Origin of the sequence: Cellulomonas algicola (genome assembly GCF_003851725.1) — a bacterium.
Taxonomy (GTDB): Bacteria; Actinomycetota; Actinomycetes; order Actinomycetales; family Cellulomonadaceae; genus Cellulomonas; species Cellulomonas algicola.
Genome location: NZ_BHYL01000052.1, coordinates 1 through 15,935, shown reverse-complemented (window position 1 = coordinate 15,935; position 15,935 = coordinate 1). Strand labels below are relative to the sequence as shown.

The window sequence follows — 15,935 nt, the reverse complement described above, 5'->3', positions numbered from 1 at the left end:
CGTGGCGACCGGCGCGTCCCCGGCGATCGAGTCCTCCGCGGCGACCGAGTCGTCCGCGGCCACGGCCGCGGACGCGACGACGGCAGCGGACGCGGTGGCACCGCCCGGCGTCGGCGGAGGCGTGAACGCGCGGCCGAGGCCGAGGTCGACGCGCCCCGGGTGCAGCGCCGCCACCGCGCCGAACTGCTCGGCGGCGATGAGCGGGCTCGTCGTGCTGAGCAGCACCGCACCCGACCCGACCTTGATGCGCTGCGTCCGCTCCGCCGTCAGGGCCGCGAGCACCGCGGGCGACGCCGACGCGACGCCGGGCGCGAGGTGGTGCTCGGCGAACCAGAACCGGCGGTAACCGAGCGCGTCGGCCCGCACCGCGAGCTCGAGGCTCGCGCGGATCGCGTCCTGCCCGGTCGCGCCGTCGGCGACGACGGCGAGGTCGAGGATCGAGAGCGGGACGCGGCGGGCGGTGGTGGTGGGGCTCATGGTGGTCCTGTCGTCGGGGTGCTGCGGAGGCCGTGGGACGCGGCGCGGTCCGGTGCCTCCGGTGTGGTCGGTGTCGCGGCGCGTGGTCGGGTGCGCGTGGTCGGGTCGGGGGGTCAGGTGCGGGCAGGGAGGGCGGTCCGGTGCAGCGCGAACCGCGCGGCCGCGGCACGCGTCGGCCCGTCGGGGTCCTCGGTGGCGAGGTCCGCGAGCACCCGCCCGACGGCGGGCGCGAACTTGAACCCGTGCCCGGAGAACCCGGCGGCGACGACCACGCGGCCGCGCCGGTCGAGCACGAAGTCGTGGTCGGGCGTCGTCGTGTAGGTGCAGGACACGGGCTCGAAGGAGTCGGGGTCGGCGCCCGGCACCCACGTCCGGACGTAGTCCCGCAGCCGCGCGAGCTGCCCGGGCTCGGGCTCGTAGGTCCGCCGGTCGGGGTCGGTCACGGGCCCGACGCCGTGGAAGCCGATCTTGAGGCCCTCGACGGGGTCGACCAGCCCGTACGTGCCGCTCGGCCAGCCGCCCGGGTCGAGCGGCTGGTGCGTGAACACGGGCCACGACTCAGGCGTCGGCGCGGCCGTGCGCAGCGCGAAGTGCGCGGGCTGCTCCTGCGTGACGACGAGGGACGGCAGCCCGTCGGCGACCGCGGCCGCGTCGGCGAGACCGGCACCTGCGCCCGTCAGCAGACGCTGCGTCCAGGCACCGACGGCGACGACGACGCTGCGCGCGACGACCTCGTCGGTCGTAGTCCGGACGAGGACGCCGCCCGGGACGTCGACGAGCCCGGTCACCGCGGTGTCGTGCCGGACGTCGGCCCCGTGCGCGCGGGCCGCCTCCTGCAGCGCGGCCACCGCGCGGTCGGCGTGCAGCCGTCCGGCGGTGCGGCTCTCGTGCAGCACGCGCGTCTCGAACCGCAGGCCCGGCCACCGCTCGGCAGCCTCGGCGGGCTCGACCCAGCGCGCGAGGACGCCGCGGGCTCGCAGCGCCTCGGCGACCTCGTCGGCCGCCGCGCCGCCGTGGCTGATGCCGTCGGTGTGCTTGAGCACCGGTGCGACCCCGGCCTCGTCCGCCACGGCGGACCACAGCGGCAGCGCCTCCTGCGCGAGGTCGAGGTAGTCGGACTGCGCGTACGTCGTGCGGTAGATCCGGCCGCTGCCGTGCGACGCGCCGTGCGCGTGCCCGGGGCCGAACCGCTCCAGCAGCACGACGTCGCGCCCGCGCCGGGCGAGCTGCCAGGCCGCGGCCGCGCCCATGACGCCGCCGCCGACGACCACGTGGTCCACGGCTGCACTCATCGCTGTCTCCTTCGGTCGCACGGGGGCTGCGACGGCTGGGGGGGACGGGGCCGGTCGGGCGTCGCACCCGACCGGCCCCGCGACCGGTCACCGTCCCCCAGGGACCGGTCTGGTCGAGGAGGTCCTGAAGCAGACGCTCACTCGGTCTTGGGCAGCCCGGGCGGGTTCTCCTCGGACTTCTCGATCGCCTCGTCCTGCAGGCCCCAGCGCTCGAGGACCTTCGCGTACGAGCCGTCCTCGATCGCGTGGTTGAGCGCCGCGGTGAACGCGGCCGACAGGCCGTTGCCCTTGAGGGTCGCGGCGGCGATCTGCGCGGTGTTCGGCCAGCCGCCGTTGAGCGTGCCGACGACCTTGAACTCGTCGGGCGAGACCCGCACCTTGTACGCGGCGGTCGCGTTGGGGCCGAACGAGACGTCGATGCGTCCGGACTGCAGCGCGAGGATCGTGTCGCCGTCGTTCTCGAAGTACTCGACCTTGACGGGCTCGAGACCGGCGGCCTTGTTCTCCTCGTCCCAGGCCAGCAGGATCTTCTCCTGGTTGGTGCCGGAGCCGACGGCCACCGTCAGGCCCGCGATGTCGGCGGGCTCCGTGATCGACTCGAGGTCGGAGTCCGCGCGGGTCAGCCAGCCGAGCTGGTCGACGCGGTACGACGCGAAGTCGTAGAGCTCCTTGCGCTCCTCGGTCACCGTGATGTTGGAGATCGACGCGTCGACGTCGCCGGACTGCAGCGCGAGCGGCCAGTCGGCCCACGCCTTGACCTCCCACTCGACCTTCTTGCCGAGCGCGTCGCCGATGAGCTGCGCGATGTCGGTCTCGTTCCCGATGGGCGTCTTCTCGTCGTCCGCGAGGAACGCGAGCGGAGCGACGTACGCGGACACGGACACCTTGAGCGTGTCGACGTCCTTGTACGCGTCGGGCAGGAGCGCGATCGCCTCCTCCGACTCGGTCGTGCGGATCCTGTCCTGGTCGGCGGTCGTGTTGACCTCGAGCCCGGCCTTCTCCGCGGCCTCGGCGAGGTCGCTGCCACCGGCCGGCTCCTCCGCGTCCGCGCTCGACGAGCAGGCGGCGAGCGTGACGAGCAGCGGGAGGGCGACGGCGGCGGCGAGCAGCCGCGTGCGTCCGGGGGCTCGGCGTGCGCCGATCGTGCGGGTCATGGGTGGTGCCTCTCGTGTGGTCCCTCGGGGCGGGGACGGTGGGGTCGGGTCGTGCGGGGGTCGTGCAGCGCTCGACGGGGTCACAGGACCTTGTCGAGGAACGCCCGGGTCCGGGCGTGGGCGGGGTGGTCGAGCACCCGGGCGGGCGGGCCCTGCTCGACGATCCGGCCGCCGTCCATGAAGACGACGGTGTCGGCGATCTGGCGGGCGAACGCGATCTCGTGCGTCACGAGCACGATGGTCGTGCCGCCGTGCGCGAGGTCCTGGATGACGTCGAGGACCTCGCCCACGAGCTCGGGGTCGAGCGCGGACGTCGGCTCGTCGAACAGCAGCACCTTGGGCCGGGTCGCGAGCGCGCGGGCGATCGCGACGCGCTGCTGCTGGCCGCCGGAGAGCTGCCGGGGGCGGGCGTCGGCCTTGTCGGCGAGCCCGACACGGTCGAGGAGCGCGCGCGCCTCGGCCTCGACCTCGGCACGCGGCCGGCCTTGGGCCGAGACCGGCGCCTCCGTGACGTTCTCCAGCGCCGTGAGGTGCGGGAACAGGTTGAAGGACTGGAAGACGAAGCCGATCTGCGTGCGCTGCCGCAGGATGTCCTTCTCCTTGAGCTCGCGCAGCGAGTCCCCGCGGCGGGCGTACCCGATGAGGTCGCCGTCGAGCGCGACGAACCCGCGGTCGACCTTCTCGAGGTGGTTGATCACCCGCAGCAGCGTCGACTTGCCGGAGCCGGACGGGCCGATGACGACGGTCACCTCGCCGGGCCGGACCACGAGGTCGACGCCCTGCAGCACCTCGAGCGTCCCGTAGGACTTGTGCACGCCGTGCACCTCCAGCAGCCCGCCGGTCGGCTGCGTCGTGCCGGTCCGCGTGGTGGTGGTCGTGGCGGTCATGCCGCACCTCCTCGGGTGACGATCCGGGCCCACGACGTCCGCACGGCACGCCGCGCCTTCTGCAGGGGCGTCGGCGGCAGGGTCCGGAGCGCCCCGCGGGCGTAGTACCGCTCCAGGTAGAACTGGGCGATCGTGAGGGCCGTCGTGAGGACGAGGTACCAGATGCCCGCGACGAGCAGCAGCGGGACCACCTGCAGGTTGCGCCCGTAGATGACGCCGACGGTGTAGAAGAGCTCGCCGTACGCCAGGACGTAGACGACCGACGTGCCCTTGACCAGGCCGATGATCTCGTTGACCGACGTCGGCACGATCGTGCGCATGGCCTGCGGCAGGACGATCCGCCACTGCTGCCGGGCGCGCGGGATGCCGAGCGCGGCCGCGGCCTCGTGCTGGCCCTGGTCGACGCCGAGGATGCCGGCCCGCACGATCTCCGAGGAGTACGCGGCCTGCGACAGCCCGAGACCGAGGATCGCGGCGCCGAACTTGTCGACGACGTCGAGCGTCCCGAACTCGGTGAACGACGGCCCGAACGGGATGCCGAGCGACAGCGTCGGGTAGAGGTACGCGAGGTTGTACCAGAGCAGCAGCTGGAGGATCAGCGGCACCGACCGGAACACCCAGACGTAGGCCCACGCGACCGACTGCAGCAGCGGCGAGCGCGAGAGCCGCATGAGCGCGAGGACGGTGCCGAGGCCGAACCCGACGACTGCCGCGACGGCGGTCAGCCGGACCGTGCCCCACAGCCCCTCGAGCACGGACGGCCAGGTCAGGTACTGCCCGACGACGTCCCAGCCCCACTTGTCGTTCGACAGCAGCGAGCTGACGACCATGGCGAGAAGGACGGCGACGGCGGCGGTCGCGACCCACCGGCCGGGGTGCCGCGCGGGCCGGACCCGCAGGCGCTCGAGCTCGTCGCGCGCGGTCGTCCCGGCGGGCACGCGCGCGCCGTCCGGCATGGGGACGGGGACCGGGACGGCGTCGGCGACGCGTCGCTGCACGTCGTCGTGACGCAGGTCGATGGTGCTCACGAGGTCCTCCTGGGTGCGCGCTCCCCCGCCTCGACGGCGAAGGGCAGGTGGTTGCCGAGCACGGGCGAGGGGCACGTGCCGAAGTCCGTGAACGCGTACGGCAGGTTGAGGGTGCGGTTCAGGTCGAGCCGGATCGTCGGCGCGCCGGCGGCGGGGCGGGCCGCGTGCAGCACGCGCCAGCCCGCGACGTCGTCGGCCTCGTCCGAGAAGAGCAGCGCGACGCCCTCCTTGCCGGGTGCGCCGACGAGCCGCAGCGTCCGGGTCACGCCGCCGCGCTCGACGTCGACCTCGCCGACCAGCGTCGCGTCGTGCACGAGGCCGGGCTGCGCGGCGCCGACGACCACGCGCTGCGGCGCGTCGTACCAGCGCACGGGCGCGTCGAGCACCCACGACTCGTCGTAGGGATGGGTCGGGACGCCCGTGAACCGGGCCCGGGTCGCGGCCTGCGGGTCGCGGAGCCGCAGCGCGTACCGGCCGGTGCGCCTGATCAGCTCGACGACGACCTCGACGTCGTCGGGCGCTGCGAGGGGGTCGCGGCCGGCGGGCAGGAAGCGCGCGACGACGGCCGAGCCGTCCTCGACGACCTCCCACGCGCGCTCGCCGCGCAGCGTGGTGCCCGCGTCGGCCGGGTCGACGAGCCCGTCGTCGTCGACCGCGAGCACGTGCGCACCCGCGTCGTCGGCCCACCACAGCCCGGGGACGCCCGGCAGCGTGCGCCGCTGCGCGCGGAGCCACAGGAGCGCGACGGGCGTGAGCCAGCCGTGCGGGGTCACGAGCACCCGCTCGCGCTCGGCGTGCCAGGCGGCCCACTCCTCGCGCGCAGTGGTGCGGACGGTGGTCCCGGCGTCGGCCGGGCGGATCGCGGTGTCGGTCATGGCGGGGGCTCCTTCAGCCGACGGGCTGCTGGTCGAGGTGGGCGGTGCGGGTGCGGCCGGGGGCGGGCCGGTCGAGACCGAGGTGGTCGCGCAGCGTCGGGCCGCTGTACTCGGTGCGGAACGAGCCGCGCTCCTGCAGCAGCGGCACGACGCGGTCGAGCACGTCGTCGAGGCCGTGGGGTGTCAGGTGCGGGACGAGGATGAAGCCGTCGCTCGCGTCCTCCTGGACGGCCCGGTCGATGTCGTCGGCGACCTGCGTGGGCGTCCCGACGAACCCGCCGCGCGTCGTGACCGCGATGACGAGGTCGCGGATCGACAGCCCCTCGGCCTCGGCACGGGCACGCCACTGCGCGACGACCGGACGCGGGTCCTTGACGTGCCGGACCCGGCCGCGCGTGATGTCGGCGTTGTCGACGTCGGGCTCGACGTCCGGCAGCGGCCCCTCGGGGTCGTAGGACGTGAGGTCGACGCCCCACACCTGCTCGAGGAACGCGATCGCGCCCGGTCCGGAGACCTGCTGGCGCCGGATGACGCGCGCCCGCTCCTGTGCGTCCGCGAGGGTGTCGCCGAGCACGACGGTCGTCGCGGGCAGGATCTTCAGCGACTCCTCGGTGCGCCCGAGCGCGGCGAGGCGGCCCTTGACGTCGCGGTAGAACGCCTGGCCGTCCTCGAACGTCGAGTGCATCGAGAAGACGACGTCGGCGGTGGCCGCCGCGAAGTCGCGTCCGTCGGCCGAGTCGCCGGCCTGGAACAGGACCGGGTGCCCCTGGGGCCCGCGCGGCGTCGGGAACGTGCCGCGCACCCGGAAGTGCGGCCCTGCGTGCTCGACGTCCCGGACGGCGCCGTCGCGCAGGAACGCGCCGGCGGCCCGGTCGCCGAGCACGGCGTCGTCGTCCCACGAGTCCCACAGCGCGCGGGCGACCGCGACGAGCTCGGCGGCCCGCTCGTACCGCTCGGCGTAGGGCAGGAACCCGCCGCGGCGGAAGTTCGCGCCGGTGAACGCGTCCGACGACGTCACGAGGTTCCATGCGGCACGGCCGCCGGACAGGACGTCGAGCGTCGCGAACTGCCGGGCGATCTCCCACGGCTCGTTGAACGTCGTGTTGATGGTGCCGACCAGGCCGAGCCGGTCGGTGACGGCCGCGAGCGCGGCGAGCACGGGCAGCGTGTCAGGGCGCCCGACGACGTCGAGGTCGAAGATCTCCCCCTTGTGCTCGCGCAGGCGCAGGCCCTCGGCGAGGAAGAAGAAGTCGAGGCGGGCGTCCTCGGCCTTGCGGGCGAGGTGCTCGAACGACGCGAAGTCGATCTGGCTGCCGGAGTCGGGCTCGGTCCACACCGTGGTGCTGTTGACACCCGGGAAGTGCGCGCCGAGGTGGATCTGCTTGCGGGGGCGGTTCGTCATGGTCGGCGGCTCAGGCGATCGCGGTCGCGTAGCGGCTGACCGGGCGCGCCAGGCCGAGCGTGTCGCGGAACGTCGTGCCCGGGTAGGTCGCGCGGAACACGCCCGCGGCGCGCAGCAGCGGGACGACCTCGTCGGCGATCCCGTCGACGTCGGTGTGCAGCGCGGCGGGCCGCAGCGTGAACCCGTCGACCGCGCCGGTCGTCGTCCAGTCCTCGATCGTGGCCGCGAGGTCCGCGGCCGTGCCGACGTGCGCAGCGCCCTCGTGGGTGCGGCGACCCGGGGCGGCGAGCGCGTCGAGCAGCGCGAGCCGCTCGCGTGCGGCGTGCTCGGTCCCGCCGAGGACCACGAACAGGTCGGCCACCACGCGGAGCTCGTCGGGGTCGCGCCCGACGGCGGCCGCAGCGGCCCGGACCTCGGCCCGCTGGAGGGCGGCGTCACCGCGGTCGGCGGGGCGGATGCGGACGACGTCGGCGCGGTGCGCCGCGAGTGCGAGCGACGACGGCGACCCGACGCGCACGACGACGGGCGGCTGGCCCTGCGGCGAGCGCGGCGTGATCGACGAGCCGCGCACGGCGAACCGCACGCCGTCGTGGTCGATGCGGTGGATCTTCTCGCGGTCGACGAACCGGCCGGTCGGGACGTCGCGGATCTCGGCGTCGTCCTCCCAGCTGTCCCAGAGCTTGCGCACGACGTCGACGGCCTCGTCGGCCTCGGCGACCGCGTCGGCCTCGTCCTGCGCGGGCTTGCGGCCGAACGCGGCGGCGACCTCGTCGGTCGTGGACCAGCCGACCTGCCAGGCGGCGCGACCGCGGCTCACGTGGTCGATCGTCTGGATCGCCTTGGCGACGTGGAACGGCTCGGTGTGCGTGGTGTCGACGGTCGCGACGAGCCCGATCCCGGAGCTGCGCGGGGCGAGCCGGGCGGAGACGAGCGCGGCGTCGAGCCGGCCGCGCAGCGTCGTGTTGCGGCTGGTGTGCAGCGCGAACGCGTCGTCGAACAGGACGTAGTCGAGCGTGGCGCGCTGCGCGGTCGCGACGAGCTGGCCGAGGCGCTCGGGGTCGAACAGGCGGTGCGGCTCGGAGCCGGTCGCGCGCCACGCCTCGGGGTGCGCGCCGGCGTCGGAGAGGTCGAGGCCGAGGTGGGTGCTGGGGGTCACGGTCATGGTGCGGGTCCGTCTCTGGGGTGCACGGCGGTTGCGGGCGCGCCGAGGGCGCGTCCGTGCCGGGACGTGGCGGTGGGGTGGGACGAGACGCCCGCGTCAGCGGGCGGCGGGGTCGGGGAGCGACGTGCTCCGACCGACGGTGCGGCGAGCGCGGGTGTCAGCGCGTGCGACAGGAGCGCAGGGGGCGACAGCGACACGTCAGGACGGCTGCGCGTCCAGGGGCTCGCCCGCTCATCGCTCTCTCCTCACGGCAGGCCGTGGGCCTGCGTCCGCGCCGTTGCCGTGGGCGGTGCGCTCACGGCCTGGTCGTCACCCGGGGCACCCCGCCGCGCGGGAGGGTTGCCGTCCAGCGAGCCGGGGCTTGGTGCTGGAGCTCATGACCCCGAGGTCTGGTGACCCCGGTGACGAGCACACTAGAAATCCCGACTGGATAGGTCAAGTATCGCCGCCGGTCGTTCTCGCATGCTGGACATCGATGTCCACCATGCGCACGTCGCGGTGCCACACTGCCCGGCATGTCCACACCCGAGCCGCACGCCTTCGCCGCCGCCTGGGTGGCCGCCTGGAACGCGCACGACGTCGAGACCGTCCTGGACCACTTCGCGGACGACGTCGTGTTCACCTCGCCCTTCGCCGCCCGGCTCCTGCCCGCGACGCAGGGGGTCGTGCGCGGCAAGGACGCCCTGCGGGCCTACTGGACGGAAGGCCTCCGACGGGTCCCTGACCTGCGGTTCTCCGTCGAACGCGTGCACGCCGGCGTCGACGTGCTCGTCCTCGGCTACCGCAACCAGTCGGGCGGCGTGGTCGACGAGGTCCTGCGCTTCGTCGACGGGCTCGTGGTCGAGGGGCACGGCACCTACCTCGTCGACCCGCCCACCGCGCAGGCGGGCGTCTGACGCAAGCCTTCTCACCCCGCGTACCACCGTTCGCACAGGCCCGCCCGACGTGCGGCGCGCCCCTGGTCGCACGACCATGAAGGAGTTGCGACTGGAGAACCGCGGTCGTGGACGTCCGGCGGCCAACCCCGGCCACCGGGTCGAGAGAGGCAGTCAGATGGCTCTGTGGCTCATCCTCATCATCGCCGGCGTGGTGATGATCGTCCTCGGCGTCGCCGTCGAGGCCGCGAAGGTCCTGCTGTGGATCGGCATCATCCTGCTCGTCGTCAGCCTCATCGGCTGGCTCGTCGGCAGAGGGCGTCGCGCCGTCTGACTCCCCCGCACACGACAGCCCTCACGAGAGGAGAGACCCATGGGTCTGGACGACAAGATCGAGCACGCCGCCGAAGAGGCGAAGGGCAAGGTCAAGGAGGGCGCCGGCCGCGCGAGCGGCAACGAGCGCCTCGAGGCCGAGGGCCAGGCGGACCAGGCGTCCGCCAACGTCAAGCAGGCCGGTGACAAGGCGAAGGACGCCGTCGACGACGTCAAGGACGCCTTCAAGTAGACCGCTGCACCGGCTCGGCCGGTCAGCCCCGACGGGGACGGTCCGCACGGGCCGTCCCCGTCGTCGTCCCCGCTGGTCCCGCGGCCGTCCCCGCCCGCGCCGCGCGCATCCGCAGCCCGGCGACGCACTCGACCACGCCGACGGCGGCGAACGCCCACTGCACGGGCGACGTCCAGCCGACGAGCGGCAGCTGCACCGCGACCCACCCGGTCAGCGCCGCGCCGCCCACCGCCGCGACGACGGGCGCGTCCGCCGTCCGTCGCAGCGCGGTCACGAGCACGACCGTCTGCGGGACACCGACGAGGACCGCCAGCGCGACGGCCGGCACGACCGGCCCGGTGAGGGGCAGCACCTGCTCGAGGTCGTCGACGAGCGGCGCGAACGCACCCGACAGGAAGCCCTGCACCCCCGCGACGACCCCGACGAGGGTGAACGCGGAGAGGCCCACGACCCACCGGCGCGCTGCACGTCCCATGGTCCGACGCTGCCACCGCCGCCACCGCTGCGGACCGGACCTCCGTCCCGGGCCGTCAGGACACGAGGATCTGAGTCGCCGACTCCTTGAGCATCGCGTCCGCCCAACGCGCCTGCCGGATCGCCTCCGACCGGCAGCGCTGCGCGAGGTCGACGAGGTCGCGTGCGCGCACACCCCTGCGCCGCCTGACCGATGAGCCCCCAGTCGGAGGCGATGCCGTGCGCGAGGCCGTGCGCGAGGACGTCGACGGTCCGGAGGTCCGGCAGCAGTGCGAGCTCGGGCGCGCGGGCACGCCCCGGCGTCGTGGTCCGGGTGTGGACGTGGTAGATCGTCCGGCCCGGGACGAGCTGCAGCGGCAGGTCCTCGGACGGCAGCGCGTGCGGCGGCACGTACGGGACCGCGCGCAGCAGCGCCCGCCCCTCGGGGTCGAGCACCGCGTACTCGTCGGCCTCGCACGGCGCGCCCGTCACCAGGTCGCGGCCGTACGTCTTCGCGTCGCCCGGCGCCGCCGGGAGGCCGTCGCCGTAGAGCCGCTCGGTCCCGAGCGGGTGCTCGTCGACGCGTCGCCCGCGTCTGCACGCCGCCCGGCCGTCGCGACGCAGCCGCTACGGTGGCAGCGCCTGCCCGCCGCACCGGCCCGGAGGACCCGATGAAGGCCGTGGAGTACACGGAGTACGGCTCGCCCGACGTGCTGCGCGTCGTCGACGTCGACCGGCCCGAGCCGGGCCCCGACGAGGTGCTGGTCGCCGTCCGGGCCGTCTCGGTCAACGGCTCCGACTGGGAGGGGCTCACCGGGCGACCCGCCTACGCGCGGCTCGGCGGGCTGCGCCGGCCGCGTCGGCGGGTGCTCGGTTCGGACGTCGCCGGGACCGTCGTCGCGGTCGGCGCCGACGTCACGACGTTCGCACCTGGCGACGACGTGTACGCCGACCTCCTCGACCGCCTCGGCTGCTTCGCCGAGCACGTGTGCGCACCCGCCCGGTCCTTCGCCCCCCTGCCTGACGGGATGTCGTTCGTCGAGGCGTCGGCCGTGCCGCAGGCCGGGGTCATCGCGCTGCGCGGCGTCGTCGACCGCGGCCGCGTGCGTCCCGGGCAGCGCGTGCTGGTCAACGGCGCGGGCGGCGGCGCGGGCACGTACGCGGTGCAGCTCGCCGTCCTCGCGGGCGCCGCGGTCACGGCCGTCGACACCGCGCACAAGGCCGACCACCTCCGGTCCCTCGGTGCCGTGCGCGTCCTCGACCACCGCGTCGACGACTGGACCCGCACCGGCCCGTACGACCTCGTGCTCGACCTGGCCTGCTACCGGTCGGTCGGTGCGATCGCGCGCGGCGTCGCTCCCGGTGGCACCTACCTCGTCGTCGGCGGCGCCGTCCGGTCGCTGCTCCAGGTCCTGGTGCTCGGGCCGCTCGTCGGCCTGGCGGGGCGGAAGCGGCTGCGCGTGCTCGCCGTGCCGCTCGGCGTCCGGCACGTCGGACCGCTCGTGGACCTGCTGCAGGCCGGCGCCGTGCGGACGGTCGTGGACCGGACCTTCCCGCTCGAGCAGACCGCCGAGGCGCTGCGCCGCCATGGATCGGGCCGCTCCGTCGGCAAGGTCGTCGTCACCGTCGACCCGACCTGACGCCGCGACCAGCGGGCCGCCGACGTGGGCGGGTCGCCGACGGTCGCGCCTGCGGGCCGGCCGTCTCGCCGGCCGACGATCGCGTCGCCGAGCCGACCGTCGCGTCGCCTGGCCGACGTCCATGACCCGCGTGCTGGCCCCTGACCACCGTCAGCCCTCGTCGGTCTCCGACTCCTCGTCCGGTGCCGCGTCCTGCGACGCGTCGTCGCCCGGGCCGTCGTCCGGCGCGGCGTCCTGCGCGGGGGCACCGGCCGCGAGCGCCGCGGCGACCGCCGCCTGCGCCGCCGCGATCGTCGCGGCGTCCATCACGCCCGTCGCCGGGACCCCGAGGTCGGTCTGCAGCGCGACGACCGCCTGCGTGAGCGCGTCCGTCCACGTGCCGTCGACCGGTCCGTCCCAGTAGCCGAGCAGGTGCAGCGTCTGCTGCAGCGCCGCCGTCGTCGCGACCGCCGCGGTCGCCGCCGCACCCCCCTTGGCCTCGAGGTCCGCGCGCAGCGCCGCGTCCGTCGCCTTGTCGACCGTGCCCGTCACCGGCAGCCCGTGCGCGGCCTGCAGCGCCTCGACCGCCGCGACCGTCTGCGGGCCGTAGACCCCGTCGACCGGCCCGGTGTCGTACCCGGCGTCGGTCAGCGACTGCTGGAGCGTCGTCGTGTACGCGACGAACGCCTCGTGCGCCGCGGCCTGCTGGTCGTCCGCGAGGCAGCCGGTGGTCACGAAGAGCCGCAGCCACGCGGCCTCGAGCGCCACCGCGGCCGCGTCGAACTGCTCCGACGCCTGCGCGAGCGGCGTGTCGTCGCCGATGCCCTCCTTCACCGCGGTGAGCTCGGCGTCCGCCTGCCGCACGCGCTCGACGAGCTCCGCGGGCGCGAGCGAGGTCGCCGTGGCCGTCGTCGGCTCGACGGGTTCGACCGGCGCCCCGGACGCCGCCTCCGACGCCTCGAGCTCCGCGAGCGCCGCCCGGGCCTGGGCCAGGTCGTTCTCCGCGTCCGTCACCGCCTCGTGCGTGGTCTGCGCCTCCTGCGCGTCGTCGACGACCTGCGCCCGCGGCGCGCGCAGGTCGTCGCCCGCGGTGACGACGTCGCCGACCGTCGGTGCGGTCGAGACGAGCAGGTCGCCGTAGCGGTCGAGCGCGTGGATGTAGCCCGTCGCGCTCGCGCAGAACGCCTCGGTCGCCGCGGCCGACGCCTCCTGCGCCTCCGTCAGCGCGCGTTCCTTCGCCGTGACGTCGGCGCGCGCGCGGTCGAGGTCCGACGGCTCGTCCTCGTCCTGCGCGCACCCCGCGACCAGCGCCACCAGCAGCGCGACCGTCCCGCCCCGCACCCATGTTCGCGTCCCCACGACGTGCTCCTCCCCCGACAGGGTCGGCGCTCCCACGACCGCCGACCGCCCGGGCCACCCCCGCGGCCCCCGCCCATCGTCGACGGGCTGCCGGACGCACCGCCCCACCCGTCGCGGGTGGTCTCGCCCAGCCGCCGGCGCGCACCCCGGCACGACGTCGGGCGGCGTCATGCCGGGCTCGCCCTCGTCACGTCGGAGCCGCCCGCGTCACGCCGGGGCGACCCCCGTCAGGCGGGGTCGCACGTCGCCGGGCGGGGAACCGCTGTCAGGCGGGCGCGAGCGTCGTCACCGTGCCCGTCGACCCGCGGAACTTGAGCGCGCCGTCGGCGACGAACAGGACCCCGCCGGTCGACGCCGTCGCCGGCGTGGCGCTGCTGCGCAGGAACAGCCCGCCGTCGGTGCCGAGCTGGTTGACCGCCCGCCGGTAGAGCTGCGTGTCGCGCGCCGCTGCACCGGTCCCCCACTGCTGGGTGCCGTCGACGAGCGTGACGAACCGCCGCTGCGCGTCGCCCGTGACGTCCGACTGGTAGGCGCGCGTCGTCGCGTCGACGCCCGTGACGAGGGCCCCGTGCCCGCCGGCCTCGAGCGGTGTCACGGTCAGCGCGATGCCGCCGTTCCGCACCACGCGCAACCCGGCCGACGTGCCCCGCTGTCCGCCGACCGTGACGAGACCGGTGGCACGGTCGACGCCGAACGGGGTGTCCACGAGGACGTTGCCGTTCTGGTAGCGCAGCAGCTCGAAGTTCGACCGTCCCGCAACGGTGCGCGCGACCCACCGCGGCTCGCGGACCGTCCCCACCCGCGTGGCCCACACGACGTCCCGGTGGTTCTCCTCGCCGCCCACGACGCGCAGCTGCTCGCCGCGCTGGCTCGTGCCGACCTCGAAGTCCGCCATGTTGGTGCGGATCGCGGTCTTGTCCGTGCCGATCTTGCCCGTCACCGGGTCGATGAACTTGATCTCGAGCCTCGTCTGCAGCTGGCCCAGCGAGTCCGGGACCTCGAAGCCGATGTGCCCGTGCTGCAGGTTCTTCGCGAGGCTCGACGGGTCGTCGTTGTTGAGGAAGTGCGCGCCGAGCCACGCGACGGACTGCGGTCCGTTCGGGTGCCCCGCGACCCACGTGAAGTCGCCGTCCGGGTAGTGCGGCGTGGGCCACGCCGCCCGGTACGTGAGCATGCCCTTGGCGCGCGGGTCCTTGAGCTCGACGCGGATCGACTCGCCGAAGTGCTGGAAGTGCGGCTGGTACGTCTCGAGCACCAGCCGCCCGGTCGAGTCGAAGATCCCGGGCCCGCCCTCGGTTCCGCCCGCCGCGGACGACCGGATGAACAGGCTGTGCGGGTGCGCGGCGCTCCCCACGACCAGGTCGTCGTCGATCGTCTGCGCCGCCGGCAGCAGCACCGACCCGACCCGGCTCCCGCGCGCCGGTGCCGCCGCCGCGCCCTGCTGCCCCGCGACGACCGCCGCAGCCGTGCCGAGCACCATCGCACCGGCCCGGAACGCGGCACGCCGCGTCAGCCCCCGCCCGGCCCCTGCCGCGACCACCGGGTCGCCCGGGACCGGCAGGGCGCCCGGTGCCGCCGCCGTCGTGGCGGCCGCCGTCTCGTCCCGCGGCGCCGCGGCCGTCGCCTCCTCCGCCGTCGTGACCGGGATGATCACGCGCACGTCGTCGCCCTCGTCACCGGGGAGGGGGAACGTGTGCCGGACGGGCGGCTCGCCGTCGAGCTCGAGCGTCACCGTGTACGACCAGCTGGTCACGGGCCGCCCGGCGCCGTCGCTGAACCCGGGCTGGTCGGTCGTCGGCAGGCGCAGCGTCGCACCGCCGTGCTCGTCGAGCGCGACCACCGCGGGTCGCGGGTGGACCGTCGCCCCGCTCGCGTCCCAGACGCGTGCGGCCGACGACCGCACCGTGACGCGGCCTGTCCACGGCGACCCCAGGTCGTCGAGGAACGGACCGAGGCGCACGGTGGCGGTGCGGATCTGGCTCGGCAACATGGAGGCCCCCTCACGTCGCGTGGTGGGCCGATCATGACCACGCGAGGGCACGGACCGCGGGGAGGCGCGCGGGACGACGAGCACGCTGTCCGCCGACGGGACGCGGGAACGCCGACGGCCCGGACCTCTCGTCCGGGCCGTCGGCGTGCGCGCGGGTCCGTCAGCCGCTGCGGCGACGCTGCGCACGCCCGCCGCACCGGCCTCGCGGTGTCAGCGCGTGGTGCAGGGCGTGCCGTTGAGCGAGAAGCTCGTGGGCGCCGGGTTGCTGCCGCTGTAGGCGCCGTTGAACCCGAACTCGACGGTGCCTCCGGTCGCGATCGTGCGGTTGTAGTCGACGTTGCGCGCGGTCACCTGCGCACCGTTCTGCGTGGTGGCGGTGCTCCACGCCTGGCTGATCGTCTGGTTGCCCGGGAACGCCCAGGTGAGCGTCCACCCGTTGACGGCCGCGCCGTTGTTGGTGATCCGCACGTTCGCGGTGAAGCCGGTCTGCCACTGCGACGGCGCGGCGTACGTGACGGTGCACGCCCCGGTCGGCTGCGGCGTGGTCGGCGTCGGGTCCGGCGTGGTGGGCGTCGGGTCAGGCGTCGTCGGCGTGGGGTCCGGCGTCGTCGGCGTCGGGCTGGGCGTCGCCCGGTTCAGCGTGTCCAGCACGGACGTGTAGGCGGCCTTCTTGTTGCCCGACCCGTCGAACAGCAGCGGTGTGCCGCCCGAGCGCCAGGAGTCGGTGTCGCGCACGCCCCAGACGGTGATGCCGGTGCAGCGCGAGACGTTGAGGCAGGCCTGCACGACCCGCTGGT

16 protein-coding genes and 1 riboswitch are annotated in these 15,935 nt (G+C 75.1%); of the genes, 4 read left to right on the top strand and 12 right to left on the bottom strand.

Going from position 1 to position 15,935, the window contains the following annotated elements; translation table 11 throughout:
• From CTKZ_RS03845 to CTKZ_RS03810, 8 genes are all read right to left on the bottom strand, one after another.
• On the bottom strand, positions 1-477 hold a 477-nt coding region (locus CTKZ_RS03845; RefSeq protein ID WP_124341698.1), incomplete at its 3' end, for an LLM class flavin-dependent oxidoreductase.
• A gap of 113 nt (positions 478-590) precedes the next feature.
• Positions 591-1,769: an FAD-dependent oxidoreductase gene (locus tag CTKZ_RS03840; RefSeq protein ID WP_124341697.1), complete on the bottom strand. Its 1,179-nt coding sequence runs from the start codon at positions 1,767-1,769 to the stop codon at positions 591-593.
• A 137-nt stretch (positions 1,770-1,906) separates the two neighbouring features.
• Positions 1,907-2,923, bottom strand: a complete 1,017-nt coding sequence (locus CTKZ_RS03835; protein ID WP_124341696.1) for an ABC transporter substrate-binding protein — start codon at positions 2,921-2,923, stop codon at positions 1,907-1,909.
• A gap of 80 nt (positions 2,924-3,003) precedes the next feature.
• Positions 3,004-3,810: an amino acid ABC transporter ATP-binding protein gene (locus tag CTKZ_RS03830; protein ID WP_124341695.1), complete on the bottom strand. Its 807-nt coding sequence runs from the start codon at positions 3,808-3,810 to the stop codon at positions 3,004-3,006.
• Positions 3,807-4,838 (bottom strand): amino acid ABC transporter permease, encoded by a 1,032-nt coding sequence (locus CTKZ_RS03825; RefSeq protein ID WP_124341694.1) that lies wholly within the window; start codon positions 4,836-4,838, stop codon positions 3,807-3,809. The genes CTKZ_RS03830 and CTKZ_RS03825 overlap by 4 nt, the downstream gene beginning before the upstream one ends.
• A complete protein-coding gene (locus CTKZ_RS03820) occupies positions 4,835-5,713 on the bottom strand; it encodes a DUF1684 domain-containing protein (RefSeq protein WP_124341693.1) in 879 nt (292 codons plus the stop codon). The genes CTKZ_RS03825 and CTKZ_RS03820 overlap by 4 nt, the downstream gene beginning before the upstream one ends.
• 13 nt (positions 5,714-5,726) lie before the next feature.
• A complete protein-coding gene (locus CTKZ_RS03815; RefSeq protein ID WP_124341692.1) occupies positions 5,727-7,115 on the bottom strand; it encodes an NtaA/DmoA family FMN-dependent monooxygenase in 1,389 nt (462 codons plus the stop codon).
• Between the two features lie 10 nt (positions 7,116-7,125).
• On the bottom strand, positions 7,126-8,277 hold the full coding sequence (locus CTKZ_RS03810; protein ID WP_124341691.1) for an LLM class flavin-dependent oxidoreductase: 1,152 nt from the start codon (positions 8,275-8,277) through the stop codon (positions 7,126-7,128).
• A gap of 268 nt (positions 8,278-8,545) precedes the next feature.
• Positions 8,546-8,659: riboswitch (SAM riboswitch) on the bottom strand.
• 133 nt (positions 8,660-8,792) lie between these two features.
• On the opposite strand from CTKZ_RS03810, the gene CTKZ_RS03805 reads away from it, so the two are divergent.
• From CTKZ_RS03805 to CTKZ_RS03800, 3 genes are all read left to right on the top strand, one after another.
• The gene (locus CTKZ_RS03805; protein WP_124341690.1) at positions 8,793-9,173 is read left to right on the top strand and encodes a nuclear transport factor 2 family protein; all 381 of its coding nucleotides are present in this window, start codon (positions 8,793-8,795) and stop codon (positions 9,171-9,173) included.
• A gap of 157 nt (positions 9,174-9,330) precedes the next feature.
• Positions 9,331-9,486, top strand: coding sequence for a DUF4175 domain-containing protein (locus CTKZ_RS21965; protein ID WP_148090454.1), 156 nt, complete (start codon positions 9,331-9,333; stop codon positions 9,484-9,486).
• Positions 9,487-9,525: 39 nt separating this feature from the next.
• Positions 9,526-9,717, top strand: coding sequence for a CsbD family protein (locus CTKZ_RS03800; RefSeq protein ID WP_124341689.1), 192 nt, complete (start codon positions 9,526-9,528; stop codon positions 9,715-9,717).
• 22 nt (positions 9,718-9,739) lie between these two features.
• On the opposite strand, the gene CTKZ_RS03795 is transcribed toward CTKZ_RS03800, so the two are convergent.
• The gene (locus CTKZ_RS03795; protein WP_124341688.1) at positions 9,740-10,192 is read right to left on the bottom strand and encodes a hypothetical protein; all 453 of its coding nucleotides are present in this window, start codon (positions 10,190-10,192) and stop codon (positions 9,740-9,742) included.
• Positions 10,193-10,841: 649 nt separating this feature from the next.
• On the opposite strand from CTKZ_RS03795, the gene CTKZ_RS03790 reads away from it, so the two are divergent.
• A complete protein-coding gene (locus tag CTKZ_RS03790; protein WP_124341687.1) occupies positions 10,842-11,810 on the top strand; it encodes an NAD(P)-dependent alcohol dehydrogenase in 969 nt (322 codons plus the stop codon).
• 150 nt (positions 11,811-11,960) lie between these two features.
• Here CTKZ_RS03790 and CTKZ_RS03785 read toward each other — a convergent pair whose 3' ends face one another.
• From CTKZ_RS03785 to CTKZ_RS03775, 3 genes are all read right to left on the bottom strand, one after another.
• On the bottom strand, positions 11,961-13,148 hold the full coding sequence (locus CTKZ_RS03785; protein ID WP_235843289.1) for a peptidoglycan-binding domain-containing protein: 1,188 nt from the start codon (positions 13,146-13,148) through the stop codon (positions 11,961-11,963).
• Positions 13,149-13,413: 265 nt separating this feature from the next.
• Positions 13,414-15,138: a hypothetical protein gene (locus CTKZ_RS21960; protein WP_200829632.1), complete on the bottom strand. Its 1,725-nt coding sequence runs from the start codon at positions 15,136-15,138 to the stop codon at positions 13,414-13,416.
• Positions 15,139-15,348: 210 nt separating this feature from the next.
• On the bottom strand, positions 15,349-15,935 hold a 587-nt coding region (locus tag CTKZ_RS03775; protein ID WP_200829631.1), incomplete at its 5' end, for a cellulose-binding domain-containing protein.

What these genes read in the sequence shown, in the direction of transcription:
- CTKZ_RS03815 (WP_124341692.1), bottom strand. Translation starts at nt 7,115, where the DNA reads ATGACGAACCGCCCCCGCAAGCAGATCCACCTCGGCGCGCACTTCCCG.
- CTKZ_RS03830 (WP_124341695.1), bottom strand. Translation starts at nt 3,810, where the DNA reads ATGACCGCCACGACCACCACCACGCGGACCGGCACGACGCAGCCGACC.
- CTKZ_RS03810 (WP_124341691.1), bottom strand. Translation starts at nt 8,277, where the DNA reads ATGACCGTGACCCCCAGCACCCACCTCGGCCTCGACCTCTCCGACGCC.
- CTKZ_RS03840 (WP_124341697.1), bottom strand. Translation starts at nt 1,769, where the DNA reads ATGAGTGCAGCCGTGGACCACGTGGTCGTCGGCGGCGGCGTCATGGGC.
- CTKZ_RS03790 (WP_124341687.1), top strand. Translation starts at nt 10,842, where the DNA reads ATGAAGGCCGTGGAGTACACGGAGTACGGCTCGCCCGACGTGCTGCGC.
- CTKZ_RS03820 (WP_124341693.1), bottom strand. Translation starts at nt 5,713, where the DNA reads ATGACCGACACCGCGATCCGCCCGGCCGACGCCGGGACCACCGTCCGC.
- CTKZ_RS03805 (WP_124341690.1), top strand. Translation starts at nt 8,793, where the DNA reads ATGTCCACACCCGAGCCGCACGCCTTCGCCGCCGCCTGGGTGGCCGCC.
- CTKZ_RS21965 (WP_148090454.1), top strand. Translation starts at nt 9,331, where the DNA reads ATGGCTCTGTGGCTCATCCTCATCATCGCCGGCGTGGTGATGATCGTC.
- CTKZ_RS21960 (WP_200829632.1), bottom strand. Translation starts at nt 15,138, where the DNA reads ATGTTGCCGAGCCAGATCCGCACCGCCACCGTGCGCCTCGGTCCGTTC.
- CTKZ_RS03835 (WP_124341696.1), bottom strand. Translation starts at nt 2,923, where the DNA reads ATGACCCGCACGATCGGCGCACGCCGAGCCCCCGGACGCACGCGGCTG.
- CTKZ_RS03800 (WP_124341689.1), top strand. Translation starts at nt 9,526, where the DNA reads ATGGGTCTGGACGACAAGATCGAGCACGCCGCCGAAGAGGCGAAGGGC.
- CTKZ_RS03795 (WP_124341688.1), bottom strand. Translation starts at nt 10,192, where the DNA reads ATGGGACGTGCAGCGCGCCGGTGGGTCGTGGGCCTCTCCGCGTTCACC.